Raw genomic sequence first — 25831 nt, 5'->3', positions numbered from 1 at the left:
CCTTTTTTGTTTGAGCTCCACAACCCTCATCCTGAGGAGATCGCGTCAGGGGCGTCTCGAAGGATGCTCCAGCTGGTTCCGGAGCTTCCTGGACGATCCTTCGAGACGCAGCCCGAAGCCTGCTCCTCAGGATGAGGGCTCAGGTGAGTATTCGGACTGCTCAGGTGCCGACAGCGTCCTTGACGCATTTCGTCGTGAAGCTGGTCTTGGCGGCGCCCGCCAGCTTCTTGTCGGCCGCCTGCTTGTCGCAAGCCGCGCCGGCATCCTTCTCGCATTTGGTCACGAAGCTGGTCTTGGCCGCACCGGCGAGCTTCTTTTCTGCAGCCTGCGCATTGCAGCTCGGGCTCTGGGCGACGGCGGCACTGGACAGGCCGATGGCGAGGGCAGCGAGGATGAGCGTCTTCATGGCGGGATGATCCCTGTGGCGGGACAAGGATGCTAACCTGAGTCGCGACGCAGCGTCATCGCGCAGGCAGAATGCGCAGGTCGTCGGTCCAGCGCGCCGATTTCGCGAATCGGGCCAGAGCGTTGCCGCGCTCGGTTGAGAGGTTGAATCAATATCCGAGGCGCAAGCGACCGCGCCTGCCGGCAAGATCGGGTCCCCTTCATTGAACCGTCACATCCTGCCCGCTATAGGCGGCCGGGTCGCGGCAGTCGGAAGCGCGCCGCCGTTACCGGGGGCAGGCGCATGCGCTTCATCCAGACCTTCGAGCTCTATCCCTTCCTCGATTCGGTCGTCAGTCTGCTTGCCGCCTTCGTGCTGGGCGCGCTGATCGGGGCCGAGCGTCAATATCGCCAGCGAACCGCGGGCCTGCGCACCACCGTGCTGGTCGCGGTCGGCGCCGCCGCCTTCGTCGATCTCGCCATGCGGCTCGCCGGGGCGGATGGCGCGATCCGCGTCATCGCCTATGTCGTCTCCGGCATCGGTTTCCTCGGCGCCGGCGTGATCATGAAGGAGGGGATGAACGTCCGCGGCCTCAACACCGCGGCGACGCTCTGGTGCGCGGCCGCGGTCGGCGCCTGTACCGGCGCCGACATGGTGGCGGAGGGGGCCCTCGCCACGGTCTTCGTCATCGCCGGCAACACCTTGCTGCGGCCGCTGGTCAACGCGATCAACCGCATCCCGATCAACGAGGAGGCCTCGGAGGCGACCTATGAAGTCGTCGTCACCACCGATCCCGAGGCGCTGCCCTCGGTGCGCGAAAAGATGGTCGAGCTGCTGGAACAGGCCAATTACCCGGTCGGCGACGTCAAGACCGTCGAGCGCGGCGAGGATGCCATCGAGATCGTCGCGACGCTGATCAGCACGGCCGTCGAGCGCAAGGAGCTCGACGCCGTGGTCGAGCGGATCGAGCGCGTTGCCGGTGTCACCCATGCGACCTGGGAGAGCAGCACCAGTGATTGAGCGCTGCCCTCAACGCCTGACGATGCGGTTCTCGACGCCCGAGGTCGAGATGCTCGGCTCCCGGACATCGGCGGCGGCCGTCCAGCTCAGGCTGTTCTTGATGCCGCCGACCTCGATCTTCGCCGGTCCGGTCAGCTCCAGATCGATCGCATGATCGGCGCCTGAGACATCGATCTCGGCCGCGGTCTCGCCGGCATGGACCTTGGTCGAGACCGTGTTCTCGGCCGTCTCGACGGTGAGGCTGCCGGTCGAGCCGCCGTTCGCCTTGTTCTGAGCACCGCTGACCGCAAGCGAGGTCGAATCTTCGAAACTGACCTTGTGGCCGCTGCCGTGGATGCCGATCGCGCCGCAGCTTCCCTTGAGCTCGACCGTATGGCCCTGGCCGGTGATGGCGACATCTTCGCCATTGCAGGTGAAGTCGCGCGACTGGCCGACGCCGGCGATGCTGATTTCGCCTGCAACAGCGAGTGTCGGGGCGGCGAGCACAACGAGCAGAATGGGAAGGGTCGGTTTCAAGGGCCTTCTCCTTTGGCGACCACCAGGCAGCCCAGGGCGGCTGCCATCAGCCTGCCTGACGGCGAACTATGGCCGTGATGAGGAGGCTCCCGAGCAGGCGGGTGGCGTTCGGTGTCGAGTGCGCCGGCGCAATCGGAGGTTGATCAGCGTGGGAACGACGGTAACGTCCGCTCCGTGGCATTCGGGAGGCTGGGACGGAATGAAGCCTATCGCGCAGGACTGCAGCCTGGCAGCTGCGGCGCTCCTTTTCGGCTTCGTTCTTGCCCCGGGCGCGAGCCTCGCAGACGGCCCGCTCCCTGCATTCCAGACGAGCTTCGCAACGAACTGCCTGAGCTCGAAAGACTGGAAGATTTCCGGGCAGCTCGACAAGGCGGTGCGGGCCGATCGCATCCGCTGCGTCGACGGCGAGCGGGCCGGGCAGGAGAGGCCGGCGCTCGCGATCACGGTGAAGCCCGGCGACGCCTACGACCCCAATCCCGGCTCGACGCCGACCGAGCGCTCGGAGGTCCAGATGACCGCCGAGTTGATCCGTTTCGATGCGACGAGCTGGTACAGCTTCCGCTTCCGGGTGGAGAGCCCGTGGGCGCCGCGGCGCAACCGCACGGTGATCCAGCAGATCAAGCAGAACATCGACCTGCGCTACGAGAAGGGCCGGGGCGGCGAGGAGATCTGCGACGCCGCCAACCCGCTGTTCAAGATCGAGGTCGACTCGGACAACGGCAAGCCGGTGTTCCGGGCCAAGACGGCGGGGACCGAAACCTGCGGCGACAGTGTCGGCCAGGCGCAGTTCTGCGGCGACTGGCCGATCGAGCCGGATCGCTGGCACCGCGTCAATGTCATGATCCGGCCGAGCCAGCAGGCCGGCGACAGCCGCCTCAGGCTCTGGCTCGACGGGCGCGCCTGCCCGGAGTTCCGCGGCGTGCTCGGCTATACGCGCTATGGCACGGTGAAGGACGGCAAGCCCTTCATCGACACGCAGCCGCGCTTCGGCATCTATCGCGACGCGCTGCCCGATGTCAGCCAGACGATCCTGTTCGACGACATCGCCTTCTGGACGCAGGACCCGGCCGGCCATCCGGGCTGGGACGGGATCGCCGATACGCGTCCCGATCAGCCGATGGTGCAGGCCAATCGCTAGCTCGCATCGCGGCTAGAGCGGTCATCCACCATGCAGGATCGCCCGCGCCCTCGACCGGGTGCGAGGCGGCGGCCCTCCCTTGCGGGAAGAGCGACATGCCAAAATGAGGAGTCCACATTCCGGCTCGATGCTCTAGCATTCCGTTGGGTCCGGGGCGGATCGATCGTGGAAAAACGGCTTCGTTAGACGGCTGCTGCGTATCGAGACCGAATATGCTTCACGTGGAGTCTCGTCATGGGCAACATCGCGTAGTTCACGCCGGTCGACTACATCAAGCGCCTGCATAGTCTTTCAGTTCCTGGTTATGATGGAACTGTCGCAATAACGCGATACATGTCGGCTAATCCTGCCTATGGCGGTAATGCCCGCCCGGCCGACTTGCTGAACGCAATCGCCGCCGCGGTGAAGAAGCGTACCGATCTGGCAGCGAAGACGAAGGTCGACGGCTATGCTCGCGTCTTCACCGGGCAGGGCGATCCCGACGGTTTCATCAATGTCATGAGCCTCGTCGTCGAGCTGCGCGAGGAGCTCATGAAGACCAAGGCCCTGGCCGAGCCGCTGAAGAAGGGCAACTATCTGCAGGAGCTCTGCGACAGGGGCGTCTTCGGCATGGACTGCATCGGCTTCGTCGGGACGTACATGTCGGAATCCTGCCTCGAGCCGAGCTATCCCGGCGGGCGACCGCTCGACTACACGGCCACGTTTCCGCCGATCAAGGATGTCGACGAGATCGAGCAGTACAGCGTCGTGATGAAGGCTGACGGCCAGCACATCCAGATGATCAACGACTATGAGCTTCTGGCGAACGGAACGTTGAAGGTCGATCTCTGCCAGTCGGCCAGCTGGGCTGGTCCATTTGATTCGAAGAAGGGATACGGGCCGCAGTTCAATGGCGGCGTCCTGCTCCGCCCCGGGGGCGGCAGCTACCTCCCCGTCGAAGCATTCCGGGCCGCGATGGCCAAGTTCAAGCAGCAGAACAGCGATCCCAAGGCGATCGTGGCCAAGGAGAAGGAACTCCGCAAGGAAATGACGGAAACGAACCGGAAGTTCGGCTTCTGTGGTGGCGCAATCTTCCAGCTTGGCGGAGACGGCAGCCCGCCGAACCCGGTTTCCGGCTCGGTCTATATCGGCGTGATGAAGGGCGGCGGAATCCGGATCAAGACACCGCGGGACTGGTCGGCCGTGGAATACCAGCAGCGCTGAGACAGCGAGCCGATAAAAAAGGAGAGGGCGATGTTTCGCCCTCTCCTGAAACGTTGACAGCAGCCGGACCGTGCAAACCGGTCCGAACGATCAGCGCGAGTAGAACTCGATGACCAGGTTCGGCTCCATCTGCACCGCATAGGGCACGTCCGACAGGGTCGGGGTGCGGGTGTAGGTGGCGGTCGACTTGGTGTGGTCGGCGTCGATGTAGTCAGGCACGTCGCGCTCGGCGAGGGCGGCCGACTCGATGACGATGGCGAGCTGGCGCGAGCTCTCCTTGATCGCGATCACGTCGCCCGGCTTGACCTGGTACGAGGCGATGTTGACGCGCTTGCCGTTCACGGTGATGTGGCCGTGATTGATGAACTGGCGGGCGGCGAAGACGGTCGGGACGAACTTGGCGCGGTAGATCACCGCGTCGAGACGGCGCTCGAGCAGGCCGACCAGGTTCTCGCCCGAGTCGCCCTTGAGGCGGATCGCCTCGGCGTAGTAGCGGCGGAACTGCTTCTCGGAGATCGAGCCGTAGTAGCCCTTCAGCTTCTGCTTGGCGCGCAGCTGGGTGCCGAAGTCGGACGGCTTGCCCTTGCGGCGCTGGCCGTGCTGGCCGGGGCCGTATTCGCGGCGGTTGACCGGGGACTTCGGGCGGCCCCAGATGTTCTGACCGAGACGGCGGTCAATCTTGTACTTCGCCTCATGGCGCTTCGACATGTCGCGTGTCCTCTATGGTTCGCGAGTTGAGGACCGCGCCCTCCTCCTCCCCGTCTCCGGGGCGACAGATCCGGCTCGAGAAGACGAGCGGATCACGGGTGCGGAAAAAGCCACGCGGCCCCGTGAGGAGCCGCGCAACGCCGGCTTACAAGCACTGCCGGCGTGATTTGTCAAACCTTTCCGCGTCAGAGCGGCAGCGGCTCGGTGTCGATGCGCGCCAGGCCGAAGCCGGCGAGCGCGATATGGGCCGGGCCGGAGAGGCTGGTACCGTCGGTGAAGACGGCGACCGTCGAAGCCGCCTCCGGGCGCGGCTGCGCCGGTCCGAGCAATTGCTCCGTGCGCCGCGCGATCGCAGGGGCGGGGTCGATCCACTCGACCGGCCAGGGCGCAAGACGCTGCAGGCGCGGCAGCAGCAGCGGGTAATGCGTGCAGGCGAGCGTCACCACATCGGTGCGCCGGCCGTCGCGGGCGACGAAGCAGGGCGCGATCTCGGCGGCGATCATGGCATCGTCGGCCGGCTCGCCCTTCAGCACCGCTTCCGCCAGGGCGGCGAGGTTGCCGGCGCCGACCAGAATGACCTCGCAGCCGGCGGCATAGCGCTCGATCAGGTCGTGCGTGTAGTCGCGGGCGACGGTGCCGGGCGTCGCCAGCACCGAGATCAGTCCGCTGCGCGTGCGCTCCGCCGCGGATTTCACTGCCGGGACGGTGCCGACAAAGGGGATGGCGAAGCGGGCCCGGAGCGCCGGCAGCACCAAAGTGGAGGCGGTGTTGCAGGCGATGACGACGAGATCGGGATGGAAACGGTCGACCAGACGCTCCATCACAGACAGTACACGATCGACCAGCGCCTGCTCGCCGAGGCGGCCATAGGGGAAGGCGGCATCGTCCGCAGCGTAGACGATGTCGGCATCGGGGCGCTGGCGCATGACCTCGCGCAGCACGGTGAGGCCGCCGAGACCGGAATCGAAGACGAGGATGGTCGGGGTTCGCAAGCAGAGCACCGGCGCGGCATAGCCGGCTCCGGCCAGAAGATCGACCCGCATCGCACTCATACCCGTCGCGTCCGGTAAGCTCTCGATTGGACGCCTGGCGAGTTAAGGAGCGGTGAACGCTTCGCTACGCGCCGTTTGATAATTTAGTTGACTCTGTCCATTAATTGGCATTTCTCATCGTGGGATGAGTAGGTCAGCCATGTCCGCCACAGACACGCCTGCCATCGCGGCGATCCGCCGTTTCGGCCGCTTCCACACCCGCTTCATCGGAGCGCTGGGCGGAGATCTGCACGGCTCCGGATTCGGGCTGACGGAAGGGCGCGTGCTCTATGAGCTGGCGCAGCGCGATGGCTGGCGGGCCGGCGAACTGGCGCGTGAGCTCGGGCTCGACCCGGCCTATCTCTCGCGACTGCTGAAGCGCTTCACCGAACTGGGCTGGCTGGAGCGGGCGAGGGCGGACGGCGATGGGCGCGCCTATGAGCTGAAGCTGACGGCCGCAGGGCACGACGCCTTCGCGCCGCTCGACGAGGCCTCGCGCCGGCAGGCCGACATGATCCTGTCCCGCCTCGGCACGGGCGAGCAGGCGAGCCTCGTCTGCGCGCTGGAGCGGGCGCAGACGCTGCTGTCGGGCGCTGCCGGCCCGCAGCCAACGGTTGCGATCCGTGATCATCGTCCCGGCGATATCGGCTGGGTGATCTCGGCGCATGCCAGGCTCTATTCCGAGGTCTATGGCTGGGACATCAGCTTCGAGGCGCTGGTCGCCGAAATCGCGGCGAAGTTTCTGCGCGAATTCAAGCCGGGGCAGGAGCGCTGCTTCATCGCCGAGCTCGATGGCGAGTCGGTCGGCTCGGCTGTCGTGGTGCAGGAGAGCGAGGAGGTGGCGAAGCTACGGCTCGTGCTGGTCGAGACGCGGGCGCAGGGGCTCGGCCTCGGCAAGCAGCTGGTGCGCGAGGCGATCGCTTTCGCCCGTGCGGCCGGCTATCGCCGCATGGTCCTGTGGACCAACGACATCCTGCACGCCGCCCGCGCCATCTACATCGCCGAGGGCTTCAGGCTGGTGGCGGAGGAGCAGCATCACTCCTTCGGGAAGGACCTGGTTGGGCAGAACTGGGAGCGCGATCTGTAGCGCTCGGCCAGAGCAGCAGGAACAGCAGGGAGGCGATCGAGAGCGCGCCGCCGACCGGCGTCATCGTCTCGAGCGGCGCCGGCAGGCGCGCCTGCATCAGCATCGGTAGCACGGCATATTCGAGCAGCTCGATCGCAGCCATCACGGCGATGACAGGCAGGACCGGAAAGGCGGTGTCACGAATGCGCTGGATCGCAAGCGCCAGCAGCGTCCAATAGAGCAGGACCTGGATCGCGGCGTTGGGAATTGGCTCGACGAAGAGGCGGGGGTCGGCGTCTTCCGCCCAGGTCAGGCCGAGAAGCCGCTCGGCGATGACGGCGACGACGAGCAGCAGCGCGCAAGCCAGCAGCAGATGGCCCGCGAATGTGCCTCGCCCGAGCCTGCCATCGAGCCGCCACAGGCGGGAGAAGCCGGAGAGCATGCGTTCGCCGTCACTGCACCGAGGTCAGCGCCGCCCGCTGGAAGTCGGTGCGGCGCTGCTGGTGCAGCGCGCCGTCTCCCGTCGTCACGACCGAGAACATTACGAAGCCGCCCTGCTTGCGCGGCAGTACATAGAACTCGGAATACTTGGCATCGCCGCCATTCTCGCAGGACGAGAAGCCGCGCAGCACGCTCGCCCCTTCGACGGTGTCGGTGGTCCGGCCCGAAGCGAATCTCCCCTGGCAGCCGCGCGCGTCGGCGGCGGAGACCGCGGCGGCGACGTCGACATCCTTCTGGTTCGGATTGGAAAGGACGCGCACGAGCCCGGTCGCGCCCTTGGCCTGCCAGCCGGCGCCGTTGCCGCCGATGCCGGACGGCGCCTCCGCGCCGCTCAGCACCTTCGGCTCGGGCAGTTGTGCCTTGAGCAGGAAATTGGTCGCGAGCGTCACCGCCTCGAGTTGGATCGCCGGATCGGTTGCCGCGGCGGTCGTGGTGCCGCCCTGCGCGGGCGCCGGCGTGCCGGGCGCGACCTTCAGGCTGGCGTTGGCCTTCACGCAGTCGAGCAGCGCCGGCATGATCTCGGCGGTCGCGGTCAGGCGGAAGGTGTAGCGCGCACCGAGCATGTTGGCTTCGAGGAACTGCGCGCCGCGGAAGGCGCGGACGATGTTGGAGTTCGCCGGCATGGTGACGACGACGAGCTGCGGCTGCACCGCCTTGGCGTTGATGCGGACGATGTCGTTGCGGTCGAAGGCCATCTCCATCGGCACGTCCGTGCCGGGCTTCAGACCCCAGGAGCGGTTGGAGAAGCCGAGGTTCCAGCCGTAATTACCGTTGAGCGAGGCGTGCATGGTGACGCCGCTCTTGTAGCTCGCCGAGACCGCGCAATGAGAGAACACGCCGGTTTCGTTGTTGGTGAAGGCGCCGCCGGCCCAGTTGCCGACCGAGAATTTTGCATAAGGCCCGGCAGCCAGCACAGGCGAGGCCAGCAGGACACCGGCAAGAACGAGCGACAGGCGCATTATCAGGCTCCGCATCGATCCCCAGCGCAGCCATGGTGGCAAAGACCTGCCGGGTTGGGCAAGCCTTGTCCGTGCCAGAGCCGGTCTCGGGAGCGCCTAGACCTTGAGGCGGGCCACCGCCGCGGCGGCTGTGCGCCCGGCGAGAGTCGCGCCGCCTGCGGTCATGGCGCCGCCGCCGGCGGTCGCCTCGCCGGCGAGCCAGAGCTTGCCGCCGATCGGCTCGGCCAGGATCTCGCGCGCATCGGCATGGCCCGGCCGGCAGACGGAATAGGAGCCGTGCGAGAACGGGTCGGTCCACCAGGCCGGGAAAGAGACCGGGCCGGCCGCCTTGCGGAACTCGGTCCCGACCATCGCGGCGAGCAGGTCGACGACCTGCTCGCGGGCGGCAGCGGGGCCGGCGCTCGAGAGATCGCGGGCGAAATCGCCGCCGCAATAGCCGATGACCAGGTCGCGATCGTCGGGGAAGAGATCGAAGCTGATCAGCCGCTCCGCCGAGCCGGCCTCGAAATAGGTCGTACCCGGGACGATGCCGAAGCGATCGCCTGCGACCTTGAGCGCGATCTTGGTGAGCGCGCCCATGCCGATGCCGGCGAGCGCGTCACGGGTGCGGGCTGGAAGCTGGGGCGTGAAGCGGATCGCGCCCGATTTCAGCACGCCGACCGGCACGGTGACGATGCAGGCGCGCGCCCGGAGTGTTCCCGCGGCGGTGGTGATGGCGACGCGCGAGCCGCTCCAGTCGATCGCAGTGACCGGCTGGCCGAGGCGGATGTCGAGGCCTTCGGCATAGCGGGTGACGAGATTGCCGTAGCCGCTCGGCACGACGTAGTCCTCGCCCGCCCAGAGCCGCTGATAGTCGCGGGCCGAGATGCGCGCCGATTCCTCGCCGATCGAGAGCAGCATGCCGGAGGCCGCGACCGGCGCGAGATCGGGGCCCAGATCGGCCAGCACCTGCGCGACCGAGAGGTCGCGATCGTCCAGGTCGGCATTGTCGAGCCGCCGGTCGATCTCGCCGAAGGCGCCGCGGCGGCGAGCACGGTCGCCGGCGGGCATGGGCTTGCCGCTCTGGAAGAGCTGGAAGCCACCGCCGCGGCTCTCGCTCGGGGTCTGTACGCCGAGCTCGCGGGCGATCTCGGTCCACGGGTTGCGCTCGGCCCAGTGGATGAACATCGCCCCCGCGTCATAGGCCGGGCCGAGCGAGGAATCGGTGAAGGTGCGCCCGCCGAGGCGATCGCGGGCTTCGAGCACGACAACGTAGCGCCCGGCGGCCTGGAGCTGTTTCGCCGCGGCGATGCCGGCCGCTCCGGCACCGATCACCACCGCGTCCGGCTCGGCGGCGCGGGCGGGCGAGTGCCCACTGGCGGCGCTCATCGCCAGCGCGCCAGCGCCTGTCAGCAATGTCCGGCGGTCGAGCATGAAGAAAAGTCCGTGTGTCTGCGGCGGGCCGATGATGCCAGCCGCTTTTCGCGCTGCAATACACGAGCACGCGTGTGGCGGGAGCAGGGCCATCACAGCTTTGCGAGGCCGATCGCATGTCCGTCTCGGCCGCTCTCCGCCTTTCAGTTTAGACCAATGATAAATTCAGTTTAGAATTCCAATAAATAAGTAATCTATCACGCAACCGCGAGTCTATTGACAGTTAAATTGGGCTTTAATAACCGCTGATGGTGAAAGTAAGGCGCAAGGCCTAGTTTTCATGGATTATAAAAAGCATTTCGACTTGGCAAGTCAGTTTGACGGGTCGATCTGCTTGTCAGCGACAGGACATGGGCGATGGGGACGAATGGCAGTGGGCTGCGCCGGGGCGTAGCGCTTGGAGCCTTGATGCTGGCGGCAGCGCCGGCGCTGGCGCAGCAGCAACGCAATTCCGCTCCGCCCGCGGCCACCGAGCAGCTGCAGCTCGACCAGATCAACGTGCAGGGCGAGCGTGAGGCTGCGCCGCTGCTGCAAGGGCCGACGACCACGACGACGACGCGCGCCGAGCTCGACCGCCAGCAGGTGCAGAGCCTGACGGACCTGTCGAACCGGGTCGAGGCGGGCATCACCTTCAATCGCCAGAACGGCTCGCTCAACATTCGCGGCCTCGACGGCGCGCGCGTGCTGACGACGATCGACGGCATCCGCCAGCCCTTCCTGATCGACACCCGCATCAACCGCGCCGGCACGAACGCCTTCGACTTCGACTCGCTGTCCTCGCTCGACCTGCTGCGCGGCGGCAGCGGCGGCGCCACGCTGGGTGGTGGCGCGCTGGGCGGCGCGCTGGCGGTGCGCACGCTCGACCCCGAGGACATCATCCGCAATGGCCGCTCCTATGGCGCGCTCGCCAAGACCGGCTATGACAGCACCGATCGGGCCTGGTTCGGCAGCGCTGCCGCGGCGGCCCGCATGGGCGGCACTTCAGTGCTGCTGCAGGGCGGTTTCCGCAACGGCCACGAAATCGACAGCAAGGGCAATGACAAGTCGATCGGCGCCACCCGCACCGCGCCGAACCCGGCCGACTTCAATCAGTACAGCTTCCTCGGCAAGATCTACCAGCAGGTCGGCGAAGCCCATCGCTTCGGCATCACCGGCGAGTTCTTCAAGCGTGCCGACCGGATCCAGACCCGGACCAGCACGGTGTCGCTGACCGGCAATTTCCGCCCGGGCGCCTATCAGACCGGCGAGGATGTCGAGCGCAACCGCGTCTCGCTGACCTATGACTACAAGCAGCCCGGCGGCCTCCTGATCGACGAGGCGCACGCCAATCTCTACTGGCAGCGGCTGAAGCGCAACGACCTGGTCAGCGCCTATCGCTACACCAGCATCGTCGGGCCCTATGGCCGCGACAACGAGAACGAGCAGACCGCCTACGGCTTCAATGGCCACGTCATCAAGAACCTGCAGACCGGCGGGCTCTCGCATCGCGTCCTTCTCGGCACCGAGCTGCGCATGTCGTCGCTGAAGCAGTATTCCTCCGGCGTGGACAACTGCCCGGCGCGGCCGGCGAGCGGCTCCTATACGGGGGCGTTCACCACCTGCAACAACCTCTTCACCAACCAGTCGGACCAGCCCGACATCGATGGGCGGCTCGTCGGCGTCTACGTCCAGGACGAGATCGGCCTGCTTGAAAACCGCCTGCGCGTCACGCCCGGCGTGCGCTTCGACTGGTATGAGGAGAAGCCGCAGTCGACGCCGGCCTATTCGGCCGGCGGCTCGCGCCCGGTCGGCCTGCCGCCGTCCTCGAGCGACTCGGCCTGGTCGCCGCGCATCAGGCTGGAATACGACATTCTGAAGGACGCGCCTTGGGTGAAGGATGTCACCGTGTTCGCGCAATGGGCCAAGAGCTTCCGCGCGCCGACGGCAGATGAGCTCTATGGCCGGTTCGGCGGACCAAGCACCTATCTGCGCGCCGGCAATCCGCTCCTGCGTCCGGAGGAGGGCAATGGCGTGGATGTCGGGCTGCGCTTCGGCGACAAGCAGCTCGGCGGCTCGATCACCTATTTCCACACCAGCTACCGCAACTATATCGAGCAGTACCAGCAGCAGGCCGCGGGCGTGGGCGGGCTTTACCCGCAGGGCGGCATCGTCGGCCTGCGCAACATCCCGCGCGCCGAGATCCAGGGCGTCGAGGTCAACGGGCAATACGGTTTCGCGCCGAACTGGCTGGTGCGCGGCTCCTTCGCCTATACCCGCGGCCGCAACAAGACCGACGACATCTTCCTCAACTCGATCCCGCCGATGCAGGGCATCGTCGCCATCGCCTACGGCACGGATCGCTGGGGCGCCGAGGTCTCGGCCAAGATGGCCGGCAAGCGGGACGACGTCTCTACGGTCCAGGCCGGAACCGGCTTCAAGGCACCGGGCTATACGCTCTTCAACGCCTCGGCCTGGTGGCGCCCGATGCCGGAGATCGCCGACCTCGAATTGCAGATCGGCGTCTACAACATCTTCGACCGCAAGTACTGGGATGCGGCCAACGTGCCGCTCTCCCGCCCGCAGCCGCGCGACTACTACAGCGAGCCCGGCCGCACCGTGAAGGCGACGCTCAAATACCAGTTCTGAGCGTCGGAGGTTTCGAGGCCTGACTTAGGCCGGTCCTTCGGGGCCGGCCTTTTTTTCGTCGGGCAAGTGGAATCAAGACTTCCGAAGCAGCGAATGCCTCGATCGGGGAGAGAGTGGCTCGCAATGGCATGGGATCAGAGCGGATCATCGTCGTGGATCCGTCCGATGCCGGCACATCGACATTCGGTCCTCGCCCAGGATGACGACAGTGGTTCGGTGGAAAGTCAGCACGCTTGCGCCGCCGCAGGACCTGCGGCGGCGGAGCCATAGGATGATCAGGCTTTCGGCTCGCTGCGGCCGGCTCTCGGTCCCTCGGCCAATGATTTGAACACGCCGCGCAAGGTCCGTGCCTCCTGCTCGGTCATGTCGAGCCGGTGCAGGATGTCGCGCAGATTGGCTGTCATGATCGGCTTCTTGCCGGGTGGAAAGAAACCGCAGCGATCGAGCTCGCCTTCGAGATAGTCGAACATCGACAGGACGGTCGCGCGGCTTGCCGGCGGGGAGGGGTTGTTCTCGCGGAAGGGCGGCTCGCCGCCACTCGCCTTCAGCCATTCATAGCCGCAGAGCAGCACCGCCTGCGCCAGGTTGAGCGAGGCGAAGGCCGGGTTGACCGGGAAGGTCAGGATCGCGTCGGCGAAGCTGATCTCCTCATTGGTCAGCCCGATGCGCTCGCGCCCGAACAGGATGCCGACGCGTTCTCCTGTGCCGATGCGCTCGGAGAGGCCGGGCATCGCCTCGGCCGGCGTGACGACGCGCTTCATCTGGCCGCGCTCGCGCGCCGTCGTCGCCAGCACATGGTTGAGGTCGGCGATCGCCGCGGCGGCATCGGGGAAGAGCCGGGCATTGTCGAGGATATGGGTGGCGCCGGAGGCAGCCGCCGTCGCGCCCTTCTTCAGGCCGCCGCCGCTCGGCCAGCCGTCGCGCGGCGCAACCAGCCGCAGCTCGGTCAGGCCGAAATTCGCCATGGCGCGGGCGCACATGCCGATGTTCTCCGCGAGCTGCGGTTCGACGAGGATGATGATGGGGGCCTGTCCCGCGATGGACGGGCGGGTGCGGTCGGTGCCGGAACCGGTCATGTGATCAAGGCTGCGTCCTGAAAGAGCGCGCAGCCATGCGCCGGCTGTGCCGCTCCCGTCAACCGCTTCGCCGGGATCAGGCGCGGCGGCGCTCGCGAGAGAAGTCGACGACCGGGCCGCCCCGGCCGCTGTCATGGGTCCGGAAGGCCGCAACCAGGCTGTTCAACCGCTCGATCTGCTGCCCCAGCGCCGTGGCCGAGGCGGCGCTCTGCTCGGCGAGCGCGGCGTTCGCCTGGGTCATCTCGTCCATATGGGCAATGGTCTGGCTCATTTCGTCGATTCCGCTGGCCTGCTCGGACGAGGCCGAGGAGACCTCGGTGACCGTCGTCGCGACGCGTTGCGAGGCCTCGACGATCTGGCCGAGCACGGCGCCGGCCGAGCGCACCAGCTCGACGCCGTCGCTTACTTGCGTGTTCGAGGCCTTGATCAGCGCGGAAATGCTCTTGGCGGCTTCGGCCGAGCGCTGGGCGAGGGTGCGCACCTCGCTGGCGACGACGGCGAATCCCTTGCCGGCATCGCCGGCGCGGGCGGCTTCGACCGCGGCATTCAGCGCCAGCAGATTGGTCTGGAAGGCGATCTCGTCGATGACTGAGGTGATGTCGGAGATCTTCTTCGAGGCGTCCTCGATCCGGGTCATCGCCTGGACCGCGTCGTCGACGATGGCGCCGCCCTTGCGGGCGATGCCGCTCGCCTCGTGGGAAAGATTGGCGGCCTGCCTCGAGGCGTCGGCCGCGGCCTTGACCGAGGCGGCGAGCTCCTCGGTCGTGGCGGCGCTCTCCTCCAGCGAGGAGGCCTGCTCCTCGGTGCGCTTCGAGAGGTCGTCGGCGCCGCTGGTGATCTCGCGGCCGGCAATCGCGACCTCGGCCGAGGTCGCCTTGATCGCGTCGACGGTGGCGGCGAGGCGCTCGATCGCGCTGTTGAAGTCCTGCTTCAGCGTCTCATAGTCGGGCGCGACGGCATCCTCGATCCGCACGGTGAGGTCGCCCTGCGAGAGACGGGCGAGCGCATCGGCCAGCAAGGCGACGATTTCGCGCTGCTCGGCGAGCAGGGAGCCTTGTGCCGCGGCGGCCTCCTCGCGCTGCCGCGCAATGGCGAGGTTCTGGCGCTCGGCTGCGGCCCGGCCCTCGCTTGTCTCGGCCTCCAGCCGCTGCACGGCAAGCCCGTTATCCTTGAACACCTGCACGGCCTGCGCCATCTGGCCGATCTCGTCGCGGCGCGACAGGCCGGAAATCGCGACCTCGTAGTCGCCGGCGGCGAGCTTCAGCATGGCATCGCGCAGGCGGCGCAGTGGCACGGCGGTGGTGCGGCCGACGATGTAGGCGGCGATCAGGCCGAGCACCAGCGCGGCCGCGATCGTCCCCAGGATGATCCCTTGCGTCCAGCTCTGCGCTTCGGCGAGGCGGGCGCCCGCCTGGGCCTCCTCCGCAGAGAGCCGGGTTTCGAGCTCCTGCAGCGGCGGCGCGATCAGGTCGAATTCGCCGGAGAGCTTCTCGCCGGCAAGCATGAAGTCCTTCTCGGCCTTGCTCCAGGCGGGAACGATCTCGGCATAGGCCTTGAAGGCCGGCTCGATCTCGGCCTTGGCTTCGGCTGGCACGCCCTGGCGGCCGAGCGCGCGCTCGAAGCGGCCCTGCTCGACCTCCCATTGCCCGAGCAGGCTCTCGTCGAGGGAGAGTCGATAGGCGGCGTCGATGCGGCGCAGGGCGGCGAGGATGCCGGGAAGGCGCGCAAGGTCGGGCGAATCAGAGCCCATGCTGTTGGATCGGACCTTGGTCTCCAGAGCCTCGGCGGCGTCTTCCAGCCTGGCGGCGAGACCGTCCGGAGCGGCCGAACGAAGGGCGAGCTGCATCGTGCTGATCGCCTGGAAATCGGCTTCGATCGCCTTCATCGGCGTATCGAGCGCGGCGATGCTGTCGCGCACGCGCTCGGCGCCATTGGCGTTGCCGAGGCGCGCGATCGCCTCCTTCAGTGATTCAAGACCGGTGCCGAAGTCCTTGAGATCGGTGGCTTCCTGGCGGAAGCGGACATCGCGGCTCTGCGCTTTCAGCGCGAAGCTCGCAGCACGCACCTCGCGCGAGCGGGCGGCGAGGGCGGAATAGGCCTTGTGAACCTCGAAGGCGGCGGTGAGCCGGCCGCTGCCGGTCCAGGATGCGGCGCCGATCAGCACGAGGCCGAGAACGAAGACGACGCTGACCAGCGCGATCCGGAGCTGGATCGTCAGGCGCGATGCGGCCGAGCGCGAGTGTTCGGTAGACAACGCAATAGCCCTCACGCCTGTCGAGATCGGGCGAGAGCCTGCCAAAACAGGCTTAATGTTCCCCTAAACGAAGACGGGCGCGGCCTCGCGGCTGCGCCCGCTTTGTCGATGAGCCGGCCTTCGTGCCTCAGAACTCTTCCCAGCCGGACTCGTCCGAGCGGGTATTGACCTGCCTGCGGGCGGGAGCCTGGCGCGGCGCTGCTTTTTTCTGTTCGGCGATCGCAGCCGCGAGTTTGCGCAGCCGCTGCGGCTCAGCGCCCTGGCCGGTCGCGATCGCCGCGAGGTCGGCGGTGCGCAGGGGCGGGGGCGCATAGGGAGCGGCCGCGGCTGGTGCCCTGGCAGCCGGCGCAAGCTCGTCGCCGGTCCTGAACGTCGCGACCAGTGCATTGAGCTCGGCGATCTTGCCGGCGAGCGCATTGGCCGAGGCGGCGCTCTGCTCGGCGAGCGCGGCGTTGGCCTGGGTCATCTCGTCCATATGCGCGACGGTCTGGCTCATCTCCTCGATGCCGTTCGCCTGTTCGGCCGAGGCGGTCGCGACCTCGGAGATGGTGGTCTGGACGCCGCGCGAGGCCTCGACGATGCGGGTCAGGGCATCGCCGGCCTGACGGACCAGCTTCACGCCGGCCTCGACCTCATTGTTCGAGGAGGAGATCAGGCCGGAGATGTCCTTGGCTGCCTCGCCGGAGCGCTGGGCGAGGGTGCGGACCTCGGAGGCGACGACCGCGAAGCCCTTGCCGGCGTCGCCGGCGCGGGCGGCCTCGACCGCGGCGTTGAGCGCCAGCAGGTTTGTCTGGAAGGCGATGCCGTCGATCACCGAGACGATCTCGGAGATCTTCTTCGAGGCCTCCTCGATCCGGGCCATGGCGGCGACCGCCTCGCCGGCGATCACGCCGCCATCCTGGGCGACCTGCATCGCCTGGCCGGCCTGGCGTACGGCCTGCTGCGAAGACTGCGCGGATGCCTTGACCGAGGCGGCGAGCTCCTCGGTGGTCGCAGCGCTCTCCTCCAGCGACGAGGCCTGCTCCTCGGTGCGCTTGGAGAGATCGTCAGCTCCGGTCGAGATCTCGCGGGCGGAGAGGCCGACATCGGAGGCGTTGGCCTGGATCGTCCGCATCGTGGTCGAGAGCCGCTCGGCGGTCTGGTTGATCGCCTCCTGCAGCGCGGCGAAGCGGCCGCGATAGCCGGTCGTCACGCGATGGGTGAGGTCGCCGGCGGCGAGCGACTGCATCGCATCGGCGAACTCGGTGGTCGCGGCATCGACGACGGCGTTGATCTCGTTGACGCCCTCGACCAGCTCGCGCAGCGGGCCCTCGACATCGCCGGCCTCGGCCTGGCCGGAGAAATCGCCGGCGCGGGCCGCCGCGACGATGCCTGCGACCTCGCCGACGAGGGTGCGGACCTTGGCCGCCTGCTCGGCGTCGGCCAGCATGGCGACCTCGCGGTCGCGCCGGTTGGTTTCGAGCGCGAGCGCGTTCTGGCGATAGTCCTCGAGCGCGCCGCTCAGCGTGCCGATCTCGTCGGGGCAGGGCGGGGCCGGGATCTTCTGGGCGAAGTCACCGGCCTGCATGCCGGCCAAGGCTGTCTGCAGCTGGACCAGCGGCCGGGCGATACGGCGCTGCACGCCGCGCCAGCTCACGACGCAGATGGCGAGCAGAGCGAGGAAGAGACCGCCGGTGATCGCGAGCCGGGTCCAGGCCCGCGTCAGCGTCGCCCGGGTCACGTTCTCCATCTCGTCGAAGGACTGGCCGACGGCCGCGAGGATGGTGTTGAACGGGCCGTTGCACTGCTTGGTCCAGTCCTCGGCGGCGACGACCGGGCTGCTGCCCTGGCCGACGCGGCCGAGCTGCTCGTCCATCAGGCGGTTGGCGGCGGTGACCTCGCTGTTCATGGCGCCGACCTTGCGCACAAGCTCGGGGCTGACGCCCGGGCGCGCCGCCAGCTGGGTCAGCTGCGCGACGCTGGAGTCGGACGCGCCGCGCATCTCGCCGAGCCGACGCAGTTGCGCGGCGTCCATCGGCTTGTTGCTGCCGAAGACGGGGCGGAGCACCGAGCACTGCGTGCCGTAGTTCGAGCGCACACGCCAGCCGGCCGCCTTGAAGTTCTGCAGGTCGGCGAGCACCGGATCGGACATGCGGACTGCGGTCGAGGTCGCGTCGGAGGCCGTCGTCATCGCCGTCTCGATATCGCCGACGCCGTTGTACCAAGGCATCGTCGCCGCAAGGCTGCGCTGCGCCTTCGGCTTGCCAGCCTCGGCGTACATCTCCGGCAGCTTGGCGGCAGTCGCCTTCTCCTTCTGGTCGATCGCGTCGGCGAGCGCCTTGCGGTCGGAAAGATCGGTGCTGCGCAGCAGTGTCATGGCGCTGGCGAGCGCGTCGCGATTGGCCTGCTCGATCTTCTTCAGCGTCGGCGCCGGATCGTCGGCGACCTGGATCGCGGTCTGGGCCTGGCCGCGATTGGAGCGGATTGTATTGCCGGCGTTGAGGAGGGCTTCGTCGGCGGCGACCAGCTCGACGAGCCGCCTGCTGGTCAGGACGTCATCGACGGCCTGCCCGGCGAGAAAGGCTAGCGCGCCGAGGCCGGGCACGCACAGGCAGGCCATGGTGGCGACGAGGTAGTTCCTGATCGAAGCGGGGAAAAGATTCACTGGCACTGTCCGGGCTGTTCTGGCGCGGACAGGGAGGAGTTAGCGCTCCGCCCCCGTTCGCAATGTCGGGTCCGGCAGCGTTGTCAGCATACCTTTAAAATTTTGCCTCATTTCGGCCTTGCCGATTGCCGCGCTCAGCGCGCGGCAGCGCTCGCGACAGAGCGCATCACCCGGAGCATGTTGCCGCCGGCGAGCTTGGCGAGGTTCTCATCCGACCAGCCGCGCCGGATCAGCTCAGCGATCACGCGCGGGAAGGTCGAGGCATCCTCGAGGCCCTCGGGATTGAGGCCGCCGAAGAAATCGGAGCCGATGCCGACATGGTCGTGGCCGATCCGCTTGGCGAGGTATTCGACATGATCGCAATATTCAGCCAGCGTCGCCTTCGGGCGGGGGCCGGCGGTGCGGACGATCTCGGCCTCGGCCTTCCTGTAGTCGAGCCCGTCCGGCGTCTTGCCGTACTGGTCCTTGGCCGGGCGATGCCAGTCGCGCGAGGCCTGGCTGATGAAGTCGGGCACGAAGGTCGCCATCACCAGCCCGTCGTTCCCTGCGACCCGATCGAGCACGTCGTCCGGGACATTGCGCGGATGGTCGCAGAGCGAGAAGGCGTTGGAATGCGACCAGACCACCGGGGCCGTGCTGACGTCGAGCACGTCGTGCATCACCTTGGGCGAGACATGGGCGAGGTCGACGATCATGCCGAGCCGGTTCATCCGGCCGATGACTTCCTTGCCGAAGGCGGCGAGCCCGTTGTGGCGCGGGGCGTCGGTGGCCGAGTCGCACCAGTCATGAGTGTCGTTGTGGCAGAGCGTCATCAGCCGGACGCCGAGATCCCAATAGGCGTCGAGCGCGTCGAGCTCGTTGTCGAGCGCCGAGCCGTTCTCGATCGTCATGAACAGGGCGATGCGGCCTTCCTTCCTGGCGGCCTCGACGTCGTCGGCCGACAGGCCCGGCCTGAAGACATCGGCATGGCGCTCCCAGATTCGGCGCATCAGCGCGATCTGCGCCAGCGCGAAGCCGGCGGGCTTGGGGTGATTCGGCGGGACATAGGCCGCGAAGAATTGCCCGGCGAGCTTGCCGGCCTGCATGCGCGGGATGTCGGTGTCGGTCTCGGGATGGACCTTGCCAAGGTCATAGGCGGAAAGATCGCCCTTCGCCGTCCGGTCGAGCCTCACGACATAGGGAAGGTCGTTGTGGCCGTCGATCAGCGGGACGCGGTCGAGCAAAGCGAGCGCCATGTCATAGGCGGCATCGGTGACGGGAGCGGCGGCGAGGACCATGGCGCACCTGGGAAGCAGGTTTCGGGAAGCGGGATTCGCAAGGGGTGATCGTGGCAGCGCCCGGTTCCCGGCGCGAGGCCAAAAAGCGCATGCCGTGAACGCGATAGAGGCCGCCATTCCGGTATCTCGCGCTGGGGTGGTGCGACATCGGGCCCATAAGGGCCGGTATCGCAGGATCGTGTACTGCATGCCGAGCAATCATCTTGCGCCGAATGCGCGCAGGGCCGCAGCATTGGCTGCCTATTGCATATGCAATGTGACGCAGATTGCTTTTGACAGAAATGTGGCGCGGAGTGATTGTCGAGCGCGCAGACGGTTGGTAGCTCTGCGCCGTAATCGCATCCCGCATGCGCCGGTATCATATCGCGCAGAAAAGAACGGGTAACTGATTCGAGGGGTTAGGCGTCGTTCAATGGAAGTATTCGTCCAGCAGCTCATCAACGGGCTGACCCTGGGGTCAATCTACGGCCTCATCGCCATCGGCTACACGATGGTCTTCGGCATCATCGGCATGGTGAACTTCGCGCATGGCGACGTCTTCATGCTGTCGGCGTTCATCGCGTTGATCTTCTTCATGCTGATCTCGGCCTGGTTCGGGGCCGGTCTGATCGTGCTGGCGCTGATCTTCGTCCTGATCCTCGCGATGTTCTTCACCTCGCTGTGGAACTGGACGATCGAACGCGTCGCCTACAGGCCGCTGCGCGGTTCGTTCCGCCTGGCGCCGCTGATCTCGGCGATCGGCATGTCGATCTTCCTGATGAACTTCGTCCAGGTCGTTCAGGGGCCGCGCAACAAGCCGACCCCGCCGATGCTGAACCAGTCGATCCTGCTGATCGACAGCGCGACCTATCCAGTCTCGATCTCCTACAAGCAGATCGTCATCATCGTGACCACGATCGTGCTGCTCGCAGCCTTCTGGTACCTGGTGCAGAAGACGCCGCTCGGCCGGGCCCAGCGCGCCTGCGAGCAGGACCGCAAGATGGCTTCGCTGCTTGGCGTGGACGTGGATCGCACGATCTCGATCACCTTCGTGATGGGCGCGGCGCTCGCGGCGGTCGCCGGCGTCATGTACCTCGTGCTCTACGGCGTCGTGAACTTCGCCGACGGCTTCACGCCCGGCGTCAAGGCCTTCACCGCGGCCGTGCTGGGCGGCATCGGCTCATTGCCCGGCGCGGTGCTCGGCGGGCTGCTGATCGGCCTGATCGAGGTGATGTGGTCGGCCTATTTCACCATCGACTACAAGGACGTCGCCGCCTTCTGCATCCTCGCGGTCGTCCTCGTGTTCATGCCCTCCGGCATCCTCGGCCGGCCGGAAGTCGAGAAGGTCTGACGCTCATGGCAGGAGAGGCATCGACCCCGGCCAAGCGCCAGGCTGACATGATGAAAGCATTGAAGGAGGCGGCCTTCGCGGCGCTGGTCACCTTCGGCCTGTGCATACCGATCATCGCCTGGGGCACGCGCCAGAATCTCGACAACCAGCTCGTGCTCGATCCGCGTTGGGACGCGGTGGCCTGGGCCGTGGCAATCATCTTCGTCGGCCGCTTCCTGATGGCGCTGCGCCAGCAGAAGCGAGGTGAAGGCAAGTCGGCGGTGCGGCTGCTGCCGCATGGCACGATCGGCTTCTTCCAGCGCCATTCGCGAATCTTCTCGGTGTTCGGCCTGGGCTTCCTGCTCACCTTCCCGATCATCGCGATCACCCTCGCGGGCTGGGGCGGGGCGCTGAAATGGATCGACAATTTCGGCGTCCAGATCCTGATCTACGTCATGCTCGGCTGGGGGCTGAACATCGTCGTCGGCCTCGCCGGCCTGCTCGACCTCGGCTATGTCGCCTTCTATGCGGTCGGCGCCTATTCCTACGCGCTGCTCGCCAAGAATTTCGGCCTGTCCTTCTGGATCCTGCTGCCGCTCTCGGGCATCCTCGCCGCCTTCTGGGGCATGCTGCTCGGCTTCCCCGTGCTGAGGCTGCGCGGCGACTATCTTGCGATCGTGACGCTGGCCTTCGGCGAGATCATCCGCCTCGTCCTGATCAACTGGACGGACTTCTCGAACGGCTATGCCGGCATCTCCGGCATCCCGCGGCCGAGCTTCTTCGGGATACCGTTCACGGCCGGCGATGACGGCTTCGCGGCGGTATTCGGGCTCGAATTCTCGCCGCTCTACCGAACGATCTTCCTCTACTATGTCATTCTGTGCCTGGCGCTGCTCACCGCCTACGTCAGCCTGCGCCTGCGCCGTCTGCCGGTCGGGCGCGCCTGGGAGGCGCTGCGCGAGGACGAGATCGCCTGCCGCTCGCTCGGCATCAACACCACCAATACCAAGCTGACGGCCTTCTCGCTTGGCGCCATGTTCGGCGGTTTTGCCGGCTCGTTCTTCGCGGCGCGGCAGGGCTTCATCTCCCCTGAATCCTTCGTCTTCATGGAATCGGCGGTGATCCTCGCCATCGTCGTGCTCGGCGGCATGGGCTCGCTCTGGGGCTGCGCCATCGCCGCGATCGCGATGATCGGCGGCACCGAGCTCTTGCGTGAACTCGACTGGCTGAAGCAGATCTTCGGTCCCGACTTCGACCCGACCAAATACCGCATGCTGATCTTCGGCTTCGCCATGGTGGTGATCATGATCTGGAAGCCGCGCGGGCTGATCTCGACCCGCGAGCCGACCGCCTTCCTCAAGGAGAAGAAGGTCATCTCGGCGGACATGGTCCAGGAGGGGCACGGCTGATGACGACCAAGCCGCTTCTTCAGGTCGAGCATGTCACCATGCGCTTCGGCGGCCTGACCGCCGTCAACGACCTCTCCTTCGAGGCCCGCAAAGGCGACATCACCGCGCTGATCGGCCCCAACGGCGCCGGCAAGACCACGGTGTTCAACTGCATCACCGGCTTCTACAAGCCGACCGAAGGCATGATGACGCTGACGCAGGACAGCGGGGACAGCTATCTGCTCGAGCGCATGCCGGACTTCCGCATCGCCTGGAAGGCCAAGGTCGCCCGCACCTTCCAGAACATCCGCCTGTTCGGCGGCATGACGGTGCTGGAGAACCTGCTGGTCGCGCAGCACAACCCGCTGATGATCGCCTCGGGCTTCACCTTCCTCGGCGTGCTCGGCATCGGCGGCTACAAGGCGCGCGAGAAGGAAGCGATCGAGAAGGCCAAATTCTGGCTGGAGAAGATCAATCTGATCGATCGCGCCGACGACCCGGCCGCCGACCTGCCCTATGGCGATCAGCGGCGCCTCGAGATCGCCCGGGCGATGTGCACCGATCCTGTGCTGCTCTGCCTCGACGAGCCGGCCGCGGGCCTCAACCCGCGCGAGAGCCTCGACCTCAACAATCTGCTCCTGTCGATCCGCAAGGACCACGGCACGGCGCTGCTCCTGATCGAACACGACATGTCGGTGGTGATGGAAATCTCTGATCATGTCGTGGTGCTCGACTACGGCACCAAGATCGCGGACGGCACGCCGGCCGAAGTCCAGGCCGATCCGAAGGTGATCGCGGCCTATCTCGGCGTCGACGACGAAGAGGTCGAGGCGGTGGAAGCGGAGGTCGGCCTATGAGCGAAGCAGGGGCGCTTCTCTCCGTCCGCGGCGTCAAGACCTATTACGGCAAGATCATCGCGCTGAAGGGCGTCGACGTCGACGTCCGCCAGGGCGAGATCGTGACCATGATCGGTGCCAACGGCGCGGGCAAGTCGACGCTGATGATGACGATCTTCGGCACTCCGCAGGCGCGCGAAGGTACCATCACCTATGAGGGGCGCGACATCACCAAGATGCCGAGCCATCAGATCTCGCGCCTCGGCATCGCGCAATCGCCGGAAGGCCGCCGCATCTTCCCGCGCATGACGGTGTTCGAGAACCTGCAGATGGGTGCGGCCGTCGCCGGCATGCAGCATTTCGACGAGGATCTCGAGAAGATCTGCGCGCTCTTTCCGCGCGTGAAGGAGCGGCTGCAGCAGCGCGGCGGCACGCTCTCGGGCGGCGAGCAGCAGATGGTCGCGATCGCCCGCGCGCTGATGGCGCGGCCGAAGCTCCTGATGCTCGACGAGCCCTCGCTCGGCCTCGCCCCGCTGATCGTCAAGCAGATCTTCGAGGCGATCAAGGAGCTCAACCGCAGCCAGGGGCTGACCGTGTTCCTGGTCGAGCAGAACGCCTTCCATGCGCTCAAGCTCGCCCATCGCGGCTATGTCATGGTCAACGGCGTCATCACCATGAGCGGCTCCGGCAAGGAGCTGCTCGCCAATCCGCAGGTGCGGGCGGCCTATCTCGAAGGCGGACGGCATTGAGCGCCGCGAGCTTGAACGGAGCACGATGATGCAGGGCATTCTCTACGAGGAGCCGACCATCTGGCTCTTCCTGCTGGTGACGGTGGTGATGGGCGGCTGGGCCGCCTGGATGGCCGGCCGGGCAGTAGCGATCACCTGGCGCCCGCCGGTCCAGCTCGTCTTCTACACGCTGATCCTCGGGCTGGTGATCCGCTTCATCCATTTCGCTTTGTTCGAGGCGACGCTGCTGACGCTGCACTACTACATCGTCGACACGCTGGTCCTGTTCGCCTTCGCCGTCGCAGGCTGGCGCTACAACCGGGCACGGCAGATGACGACGCAGTATCGCTGGCTCTACGAGCGCACCGGGCCCTTCAGCTGGAGGGCTCGCGAGAGCTCCTGACGCCGCGCAAACACCACGAAAGTTCACCGGGCTTGCCGCGTGACAGCACCTCGAAAAAGCGCAAGACTGCGCATTCCGGTGGCACCACGCGCCGAGACGGGACGGCCAGGCCGACCCGTAATATACTCACAGGGGAGTCACAACGCATGAAGAAGCTGCTCTTGGGCGGTATTGCCCTTGGCGCGGTCCTCGCCTTTTCGGGCGTAGCGAACGCACAGATCAAGCTCGGCGTCGGCGGCCCGATCACGGGGCCGAATGCGGCGTTCGGGGCGCAGCTGAAGAACGGCGCCGAACAGGCTGCCGAAGACATCAACGCGGCCGGCGGCATCCTCGGCCAGAAGATCCAGGTCGTGGTCGGTGACGACGTCTCGGATCCGAAGCAGGGCGTCTCCGTCGCCAACAAGTTCGTCGGCGACGGCGTCAAGTTGGTGCTCGGCCACTTCAACTCCGGCGTCACCATGCCGGCGTCGGAAGTCTATGCCGAGAACGGCATCCTGATGATCAGCCCGTCGGCGACCAACCCGAAGATCACCGAGCGCGGGCTGTGGAACGTGTTCCGCACCTGCGGCCGTGACGATCAGCAGGGTTCGGTGGCGGCCGAGTACATTGCCAAGAATCTCAAGGGCAAGAAGATCGCCATCGTTCACGACAAGACGACCTATGGCCAGGGCCTCGCCGACGAGACCCGCAAGGGCCTGACCAAGGCCGGCGTCAAGGACGTGCTCTATGAAGGCGTCAACGCCGGCGAGAAGGACTTCTCGGCGCTGATCTCGAAGCTGAAGTCGACGGGTGCCGACTACCTCTACTGGGGTGGCTTGCACACCGAGGGCGGCCTGATCGTGCGCCAGATGCGCGACCAGGGCCTGAAGACCGTGATGATCTCCGGCGACGGCATCACCACCGACGAGTTCGCCACGATCGGCGGCCCGGGCGTCGAAGGCACGCTGATGACCTTCCCGCCGGATCCGCAGAAGCGTCCCGAGGCGGCTGCGGTCCTGAAGAAGTTCGAGGCCCGCAAGTTCAAGCCGGAAGCCTACACGCTGTACAGCTACGCCGCTGTCCAGATCATGGCCGAAGGCGCCAAGCGTGCGAACTCGGTCGATCCCAAGAAGATCGCTGCGGCGCTGCACGGCGGCCAGCCGGTCGACACCGTCATCGGCAAGATCGGCTTCGACAAGAAGGGCGACATCACCCGCCCGGACTACACCGTCTACACCTGGAAGAAGGGTGCCGACGGCAAGATCGGCTACGTCGAGAACTGATCGGCGCTGATCGCCGCAAGGCATGAGACGAGCCCGCTCCGGAGCGATCCGGGGCGGGTTTTTCTTGGGGCTGCCTTCCATCGGATCAC

Annotated in this window: 22 protein-coding genes; 11 read left to right on the top strand and 11 right to left on the bottom strand. The window is 66.8% G+C overall.

Annotated features, from left to right (window positions below):
- Positions 1-160 precede the first annotated feature (160 nt).
- On the bottom strand, positions 161-406 hold the full coding sequence (locus V7S63_RS17100; protein ID WP_100965042.1) for a hypothetical protein: 246 nt from the start codon (positions 404-406) through the stop codon (positions 161-163).
- A gap of 282 nt (positions 407-688) precedes the next feature.
- Here V7S63_RS17100 and V7S63_RS17095 point away from each other — a divergent pair, with 282 nt between their 5' ends.
- Positions 689-1405: an MgtC/SapB family protein gene (locus tag V7S63_RS17095; RefSeq protein ID WP_336531070.1), complete on the top strand. Its 717-nt coding sequence runs from the start codon at positions 689-691 to the stop codon at positions 1403-1405.
- A gap of 9 nt (positions 1406-1414) precedes the next feature.
- On the opposite strand, the gene V7S63_RS17090 is transcribed toward V7S63_RS17095, so the two are convergent.
- Positions 1415-1921 carry a DUF3060 domain-containing protein gene (locus tag V7S63_RS17090; RefSeq protein WP_336531069.1) on the bottom strand — a complete coding sequence of 169 codons (507 nt, stop codon included), beginning with the start codon at positions 1919-1921 and terminating at the stop codon, positions 1415-1417.
- 199 nt (positions 1922-2120) lie between these two features.
- Between V7S63_RS17090 and V7S63_RS17085 the strand changes: the two genes are divergently transcribed.
- Positions 2121-3059 (top strand): heparin lyase I family protein, encoded by a 939-nt coding sequence (locus tag V7S63_RS17085; RefSeq protein ID WP_336531068.1) that lies wholly within the window; start codon positions 2121-2123, stop codon positions 3057-3059.
- A 333-nt stretch (positions 3060-3392) separates the two neighbouring features.
- Positions 3393-4262, top strand: a complete 870-nt coding sequence (locus tag V7S63_RS17080) for a hypothetical protein (protein WP_336531067.1) — start codon at positions 3393-3395, stop codon at positions 4260-4262.
- A gap of 90 nt (positions 4263-4352) precedes the next feature.
- Here V7S63_RS17080 and rpsD read toward each other — a convergent pair whose 3' ends face one another.
- Both rpsD and murI read right to left on the bottom strand, forming a co-directional pair.
- The gene (rpsD, locus tag V7S63_RS17075) at positions 4353-4970 is read right to left on the bottom strand and encodes a 30S ribosomal protein S4 (RefSeq protein ID WP_091841016.1); all 618 of its coding nucleotides are present in this window, start codon (positions 4968-4970) and stop codon (positions 4353-4355) included.
- Between the two features lie 185 nt (positions 4971-5155).
- Positions 5156-6013: a glutamate racemase gene (gene murI / locus V7S63_RS17070; protein ID WP_336531175.1), complete on the bottom strand. Its 858-nt coding sequence runs from the start codon at positions 6011-6013 to the stop codon at positions 5156-5158.
- Positions 6014-6161: 148 nt separating this feature from the next.
- Here murI and V7S63_RS17065 point away from each other — a divergent pair, with 148 nt between their 5' ends.
- Entirely contained in the window at positions 6162-7088 is a 927-nt protein-coding gene (locus V7S63_RS17065; RefSeq protein ID WP_336531066.1) for a bifunctional helix-turn-helix transcriptional regulator/GNAT family N-acetyltransferase, read from the top strand.
- Here V7S63_RS17065 and V7S63_RS17060 read toward each other — a convergent pair.
- From V7S63_RS17060 to V7S63_RS17050, 3 genes are all read right to left on the bottom strand, one after another.
- A complete protein-coding gene (locus V7S63_RS17060) occupies positions 7012-7509 on the bottom strand; it encodes a hypothetical protein (RefSeq protein ID WP_336531065.1) in 498 nt (165 codons plus the stop codon). The two genes, V7S63_RS17065 and V7S63_RS17060, sit on opposite strands and share 77 nt — an antisense overlap.
- 10 nt (positions 7510-7519) lie before the next feature.
- Positions 7520-8527, bottom strand: a complete 1008-nt coding sequence (locus tag V7S63_RS17055; protein WP_336531064.1) for a hypothetical protein — start codon at positions 8525-8527, stop codon at positions 7520-7522.
- 96 nt (positions 8528-8623) lie between these two features.
- Positions 8624-9940, bottom strand: a complete 1317-nt coding sequence (locus V7S63_RS17050; protein ID WP_336531063.1) for a flavin monoamine oxidase family protein — start codon at positions 9938-9940, stop codon at positions 8624-8626.
- A 408-nt stretch (positions 9941-10348) separates the two neighbouring features.
- Between V7S63_RS17050 and V7S63_RS17045 the strand changes: the two genes are divergently transcribed.
- Positions 10349-12565, top strand: a complete 2217-nt coding sequence (locus tag V7S63_RS17045) for a TonB-dependent hemoglobin/transferrin/lactoferrin family receptor (RefSeq protein WP_336531062.1) — start codon at positions 10349-10351, stop codon at positions 12563-12565.
- Positions 12566-12840: 275 nt separating this feature from the next.
- Here the strand turns inward: V7S63_RS17045 and V7S63_RS17040 are convergent, their stop codons facing one another.
- From V7S63_RS17040 to V7S63_RS17025, 4 genes are all read right to left on the bottom strand, one after another.
- A complete protein-coding gene (locus tag V7S63_RS17040; protein ID WP_336531061.1) occupies positions 12841-13641 on the bottom strand; it encodes an RNA methyltransferase in 801 nt (266 codons plus the stop codon).
- 76 nt (positions 13642-13717) lie between these two features.
- The gene (locus V7S63_RS17035; protein WP_336531060.1) at positions 13718-15895 is read right to left on the bottom strand and encodes a methyl-accepting chemotaxis protein; all 2178 of its coding nucleotides are present in this window, start codon (positions 15893-15895) and stop codon (positions 13718-13720) included.
- A gap of 127 nt (positions 15896-16022) precedes the next feature.
- Complete coding sequence (locus V7S63_RS17030) at positions 16023-18539, bottom strand: methyl-accepting chemotaxis protein (RefSeq protein WP_336531059.1); 2517 nt, start codon at positions 18537-18539, stop codon at positions 16023-16025.
- Between the two features lie 134 nt (positions 18540-18673).
- Complete coding sequence (locus V7S63_RS17025) at positions 18674-19816, bottom strand: dipeptidase (protein WP_336531058.1); 1143 nt, start codon at positions 19814-19816, stop codon at positions 18674-18676.
- 412 nt (positions 19817-20228) lie between these two features.
- Between V7S63_RS17025 and V7S63_RS17020 the strand changes: the two genes are divergently transcribed.
- The 6 genes from V7S63_RS17020 (at position 20229) to V7S63_RS16995 (ending at position 25742) form a co-directional block, all read left to right on the top strand.
- On the top strand, positions 20229-21146 hold the full coding sequence (locus V7S63_RS17020; RefSeq protein WP_091841039.1) for a branched-chain amino acid ABC transporter permease: 918 nt from the start codon (positions 20229-20231) through the stop codon (positions 21144-21146).
- A gap of 5 nt (positions 21147-21151) precedes the next feature.
- Positions 21152-22534, top strand: coding sequence for a high-affinity branched-chain amino acid ABC transporter permease LivM (gene livM, locus V7S63_RS17015; protein ID WP_091841041.1), 1383 nt, complete (start codon positions 21152-21154; stop codon positions 22532-22534).
- The gene (locus tag V7S63_RS17010; protein ID WP_091841044.1) at positions 22534-23370 is read left to right on the top strand and encodes an ABC transporter ATP-binding protein; all 837 of its coding nucleotides are present in this window, start codon (positions 22534-22536) and stop codon (positions 23368-23370) included. Before livM ends, V7S63_RS17010 begins: the two co-directional genes overlap by 1 nt.
- A complete protein-coding gene (locus V7S63_RS17005; protein WP_091841047.1) occupies positions 23367-24098 on the top strand; it encodes an ABC transporter ATP-binding protein in 732 nt (243 codons plus the stop codon). Before V7S63_RS17010 ends, V7S63_RS17005 begins: the two co-directional genes overlap by 4 nt.
- A gap of 28 nt (positions 24099-24126) precedes the next feature.
- Positions 24127-24480 (top strand): DUF6867 family protein, encoded by a 354-nt coding sequence (locus tag V7S63_RS17000; protein ID WP_091841347.1) that lies wholly within the window; start codon positions 24127-24129, stop codon positions 24478-24480.
- A gap of 146 nt (positions 24481-24626) precedes the next feature.
- Positions 24627-25742, top strand: a complete 1116-nt coding sequence (locus V7S63_RS16995; protein ID WP_091841050.1) for a branched-chain amino acid ABC transporter substrate-binding protein — start codon at positions 24627-24629, stop codon at positions 25740-25742.
- The last annotated feature ends 89 nt before the right edge of the window (positions 25743-25831 follow it).

This window comes from Allobosea sp. CCNWLY174, assembly GCF_037120455.1.
In the GTDB taxonomy this organism is placed as follows: Bacteria; Pseudomonadota; Alphaproteobacteria; order Rhizobiales; family Beijerinckiaceae; genus Allobosea; species Allobosea lupini.
This window is presented reverse-complemented; position numbering and strand designations above follow the sequence as displayed.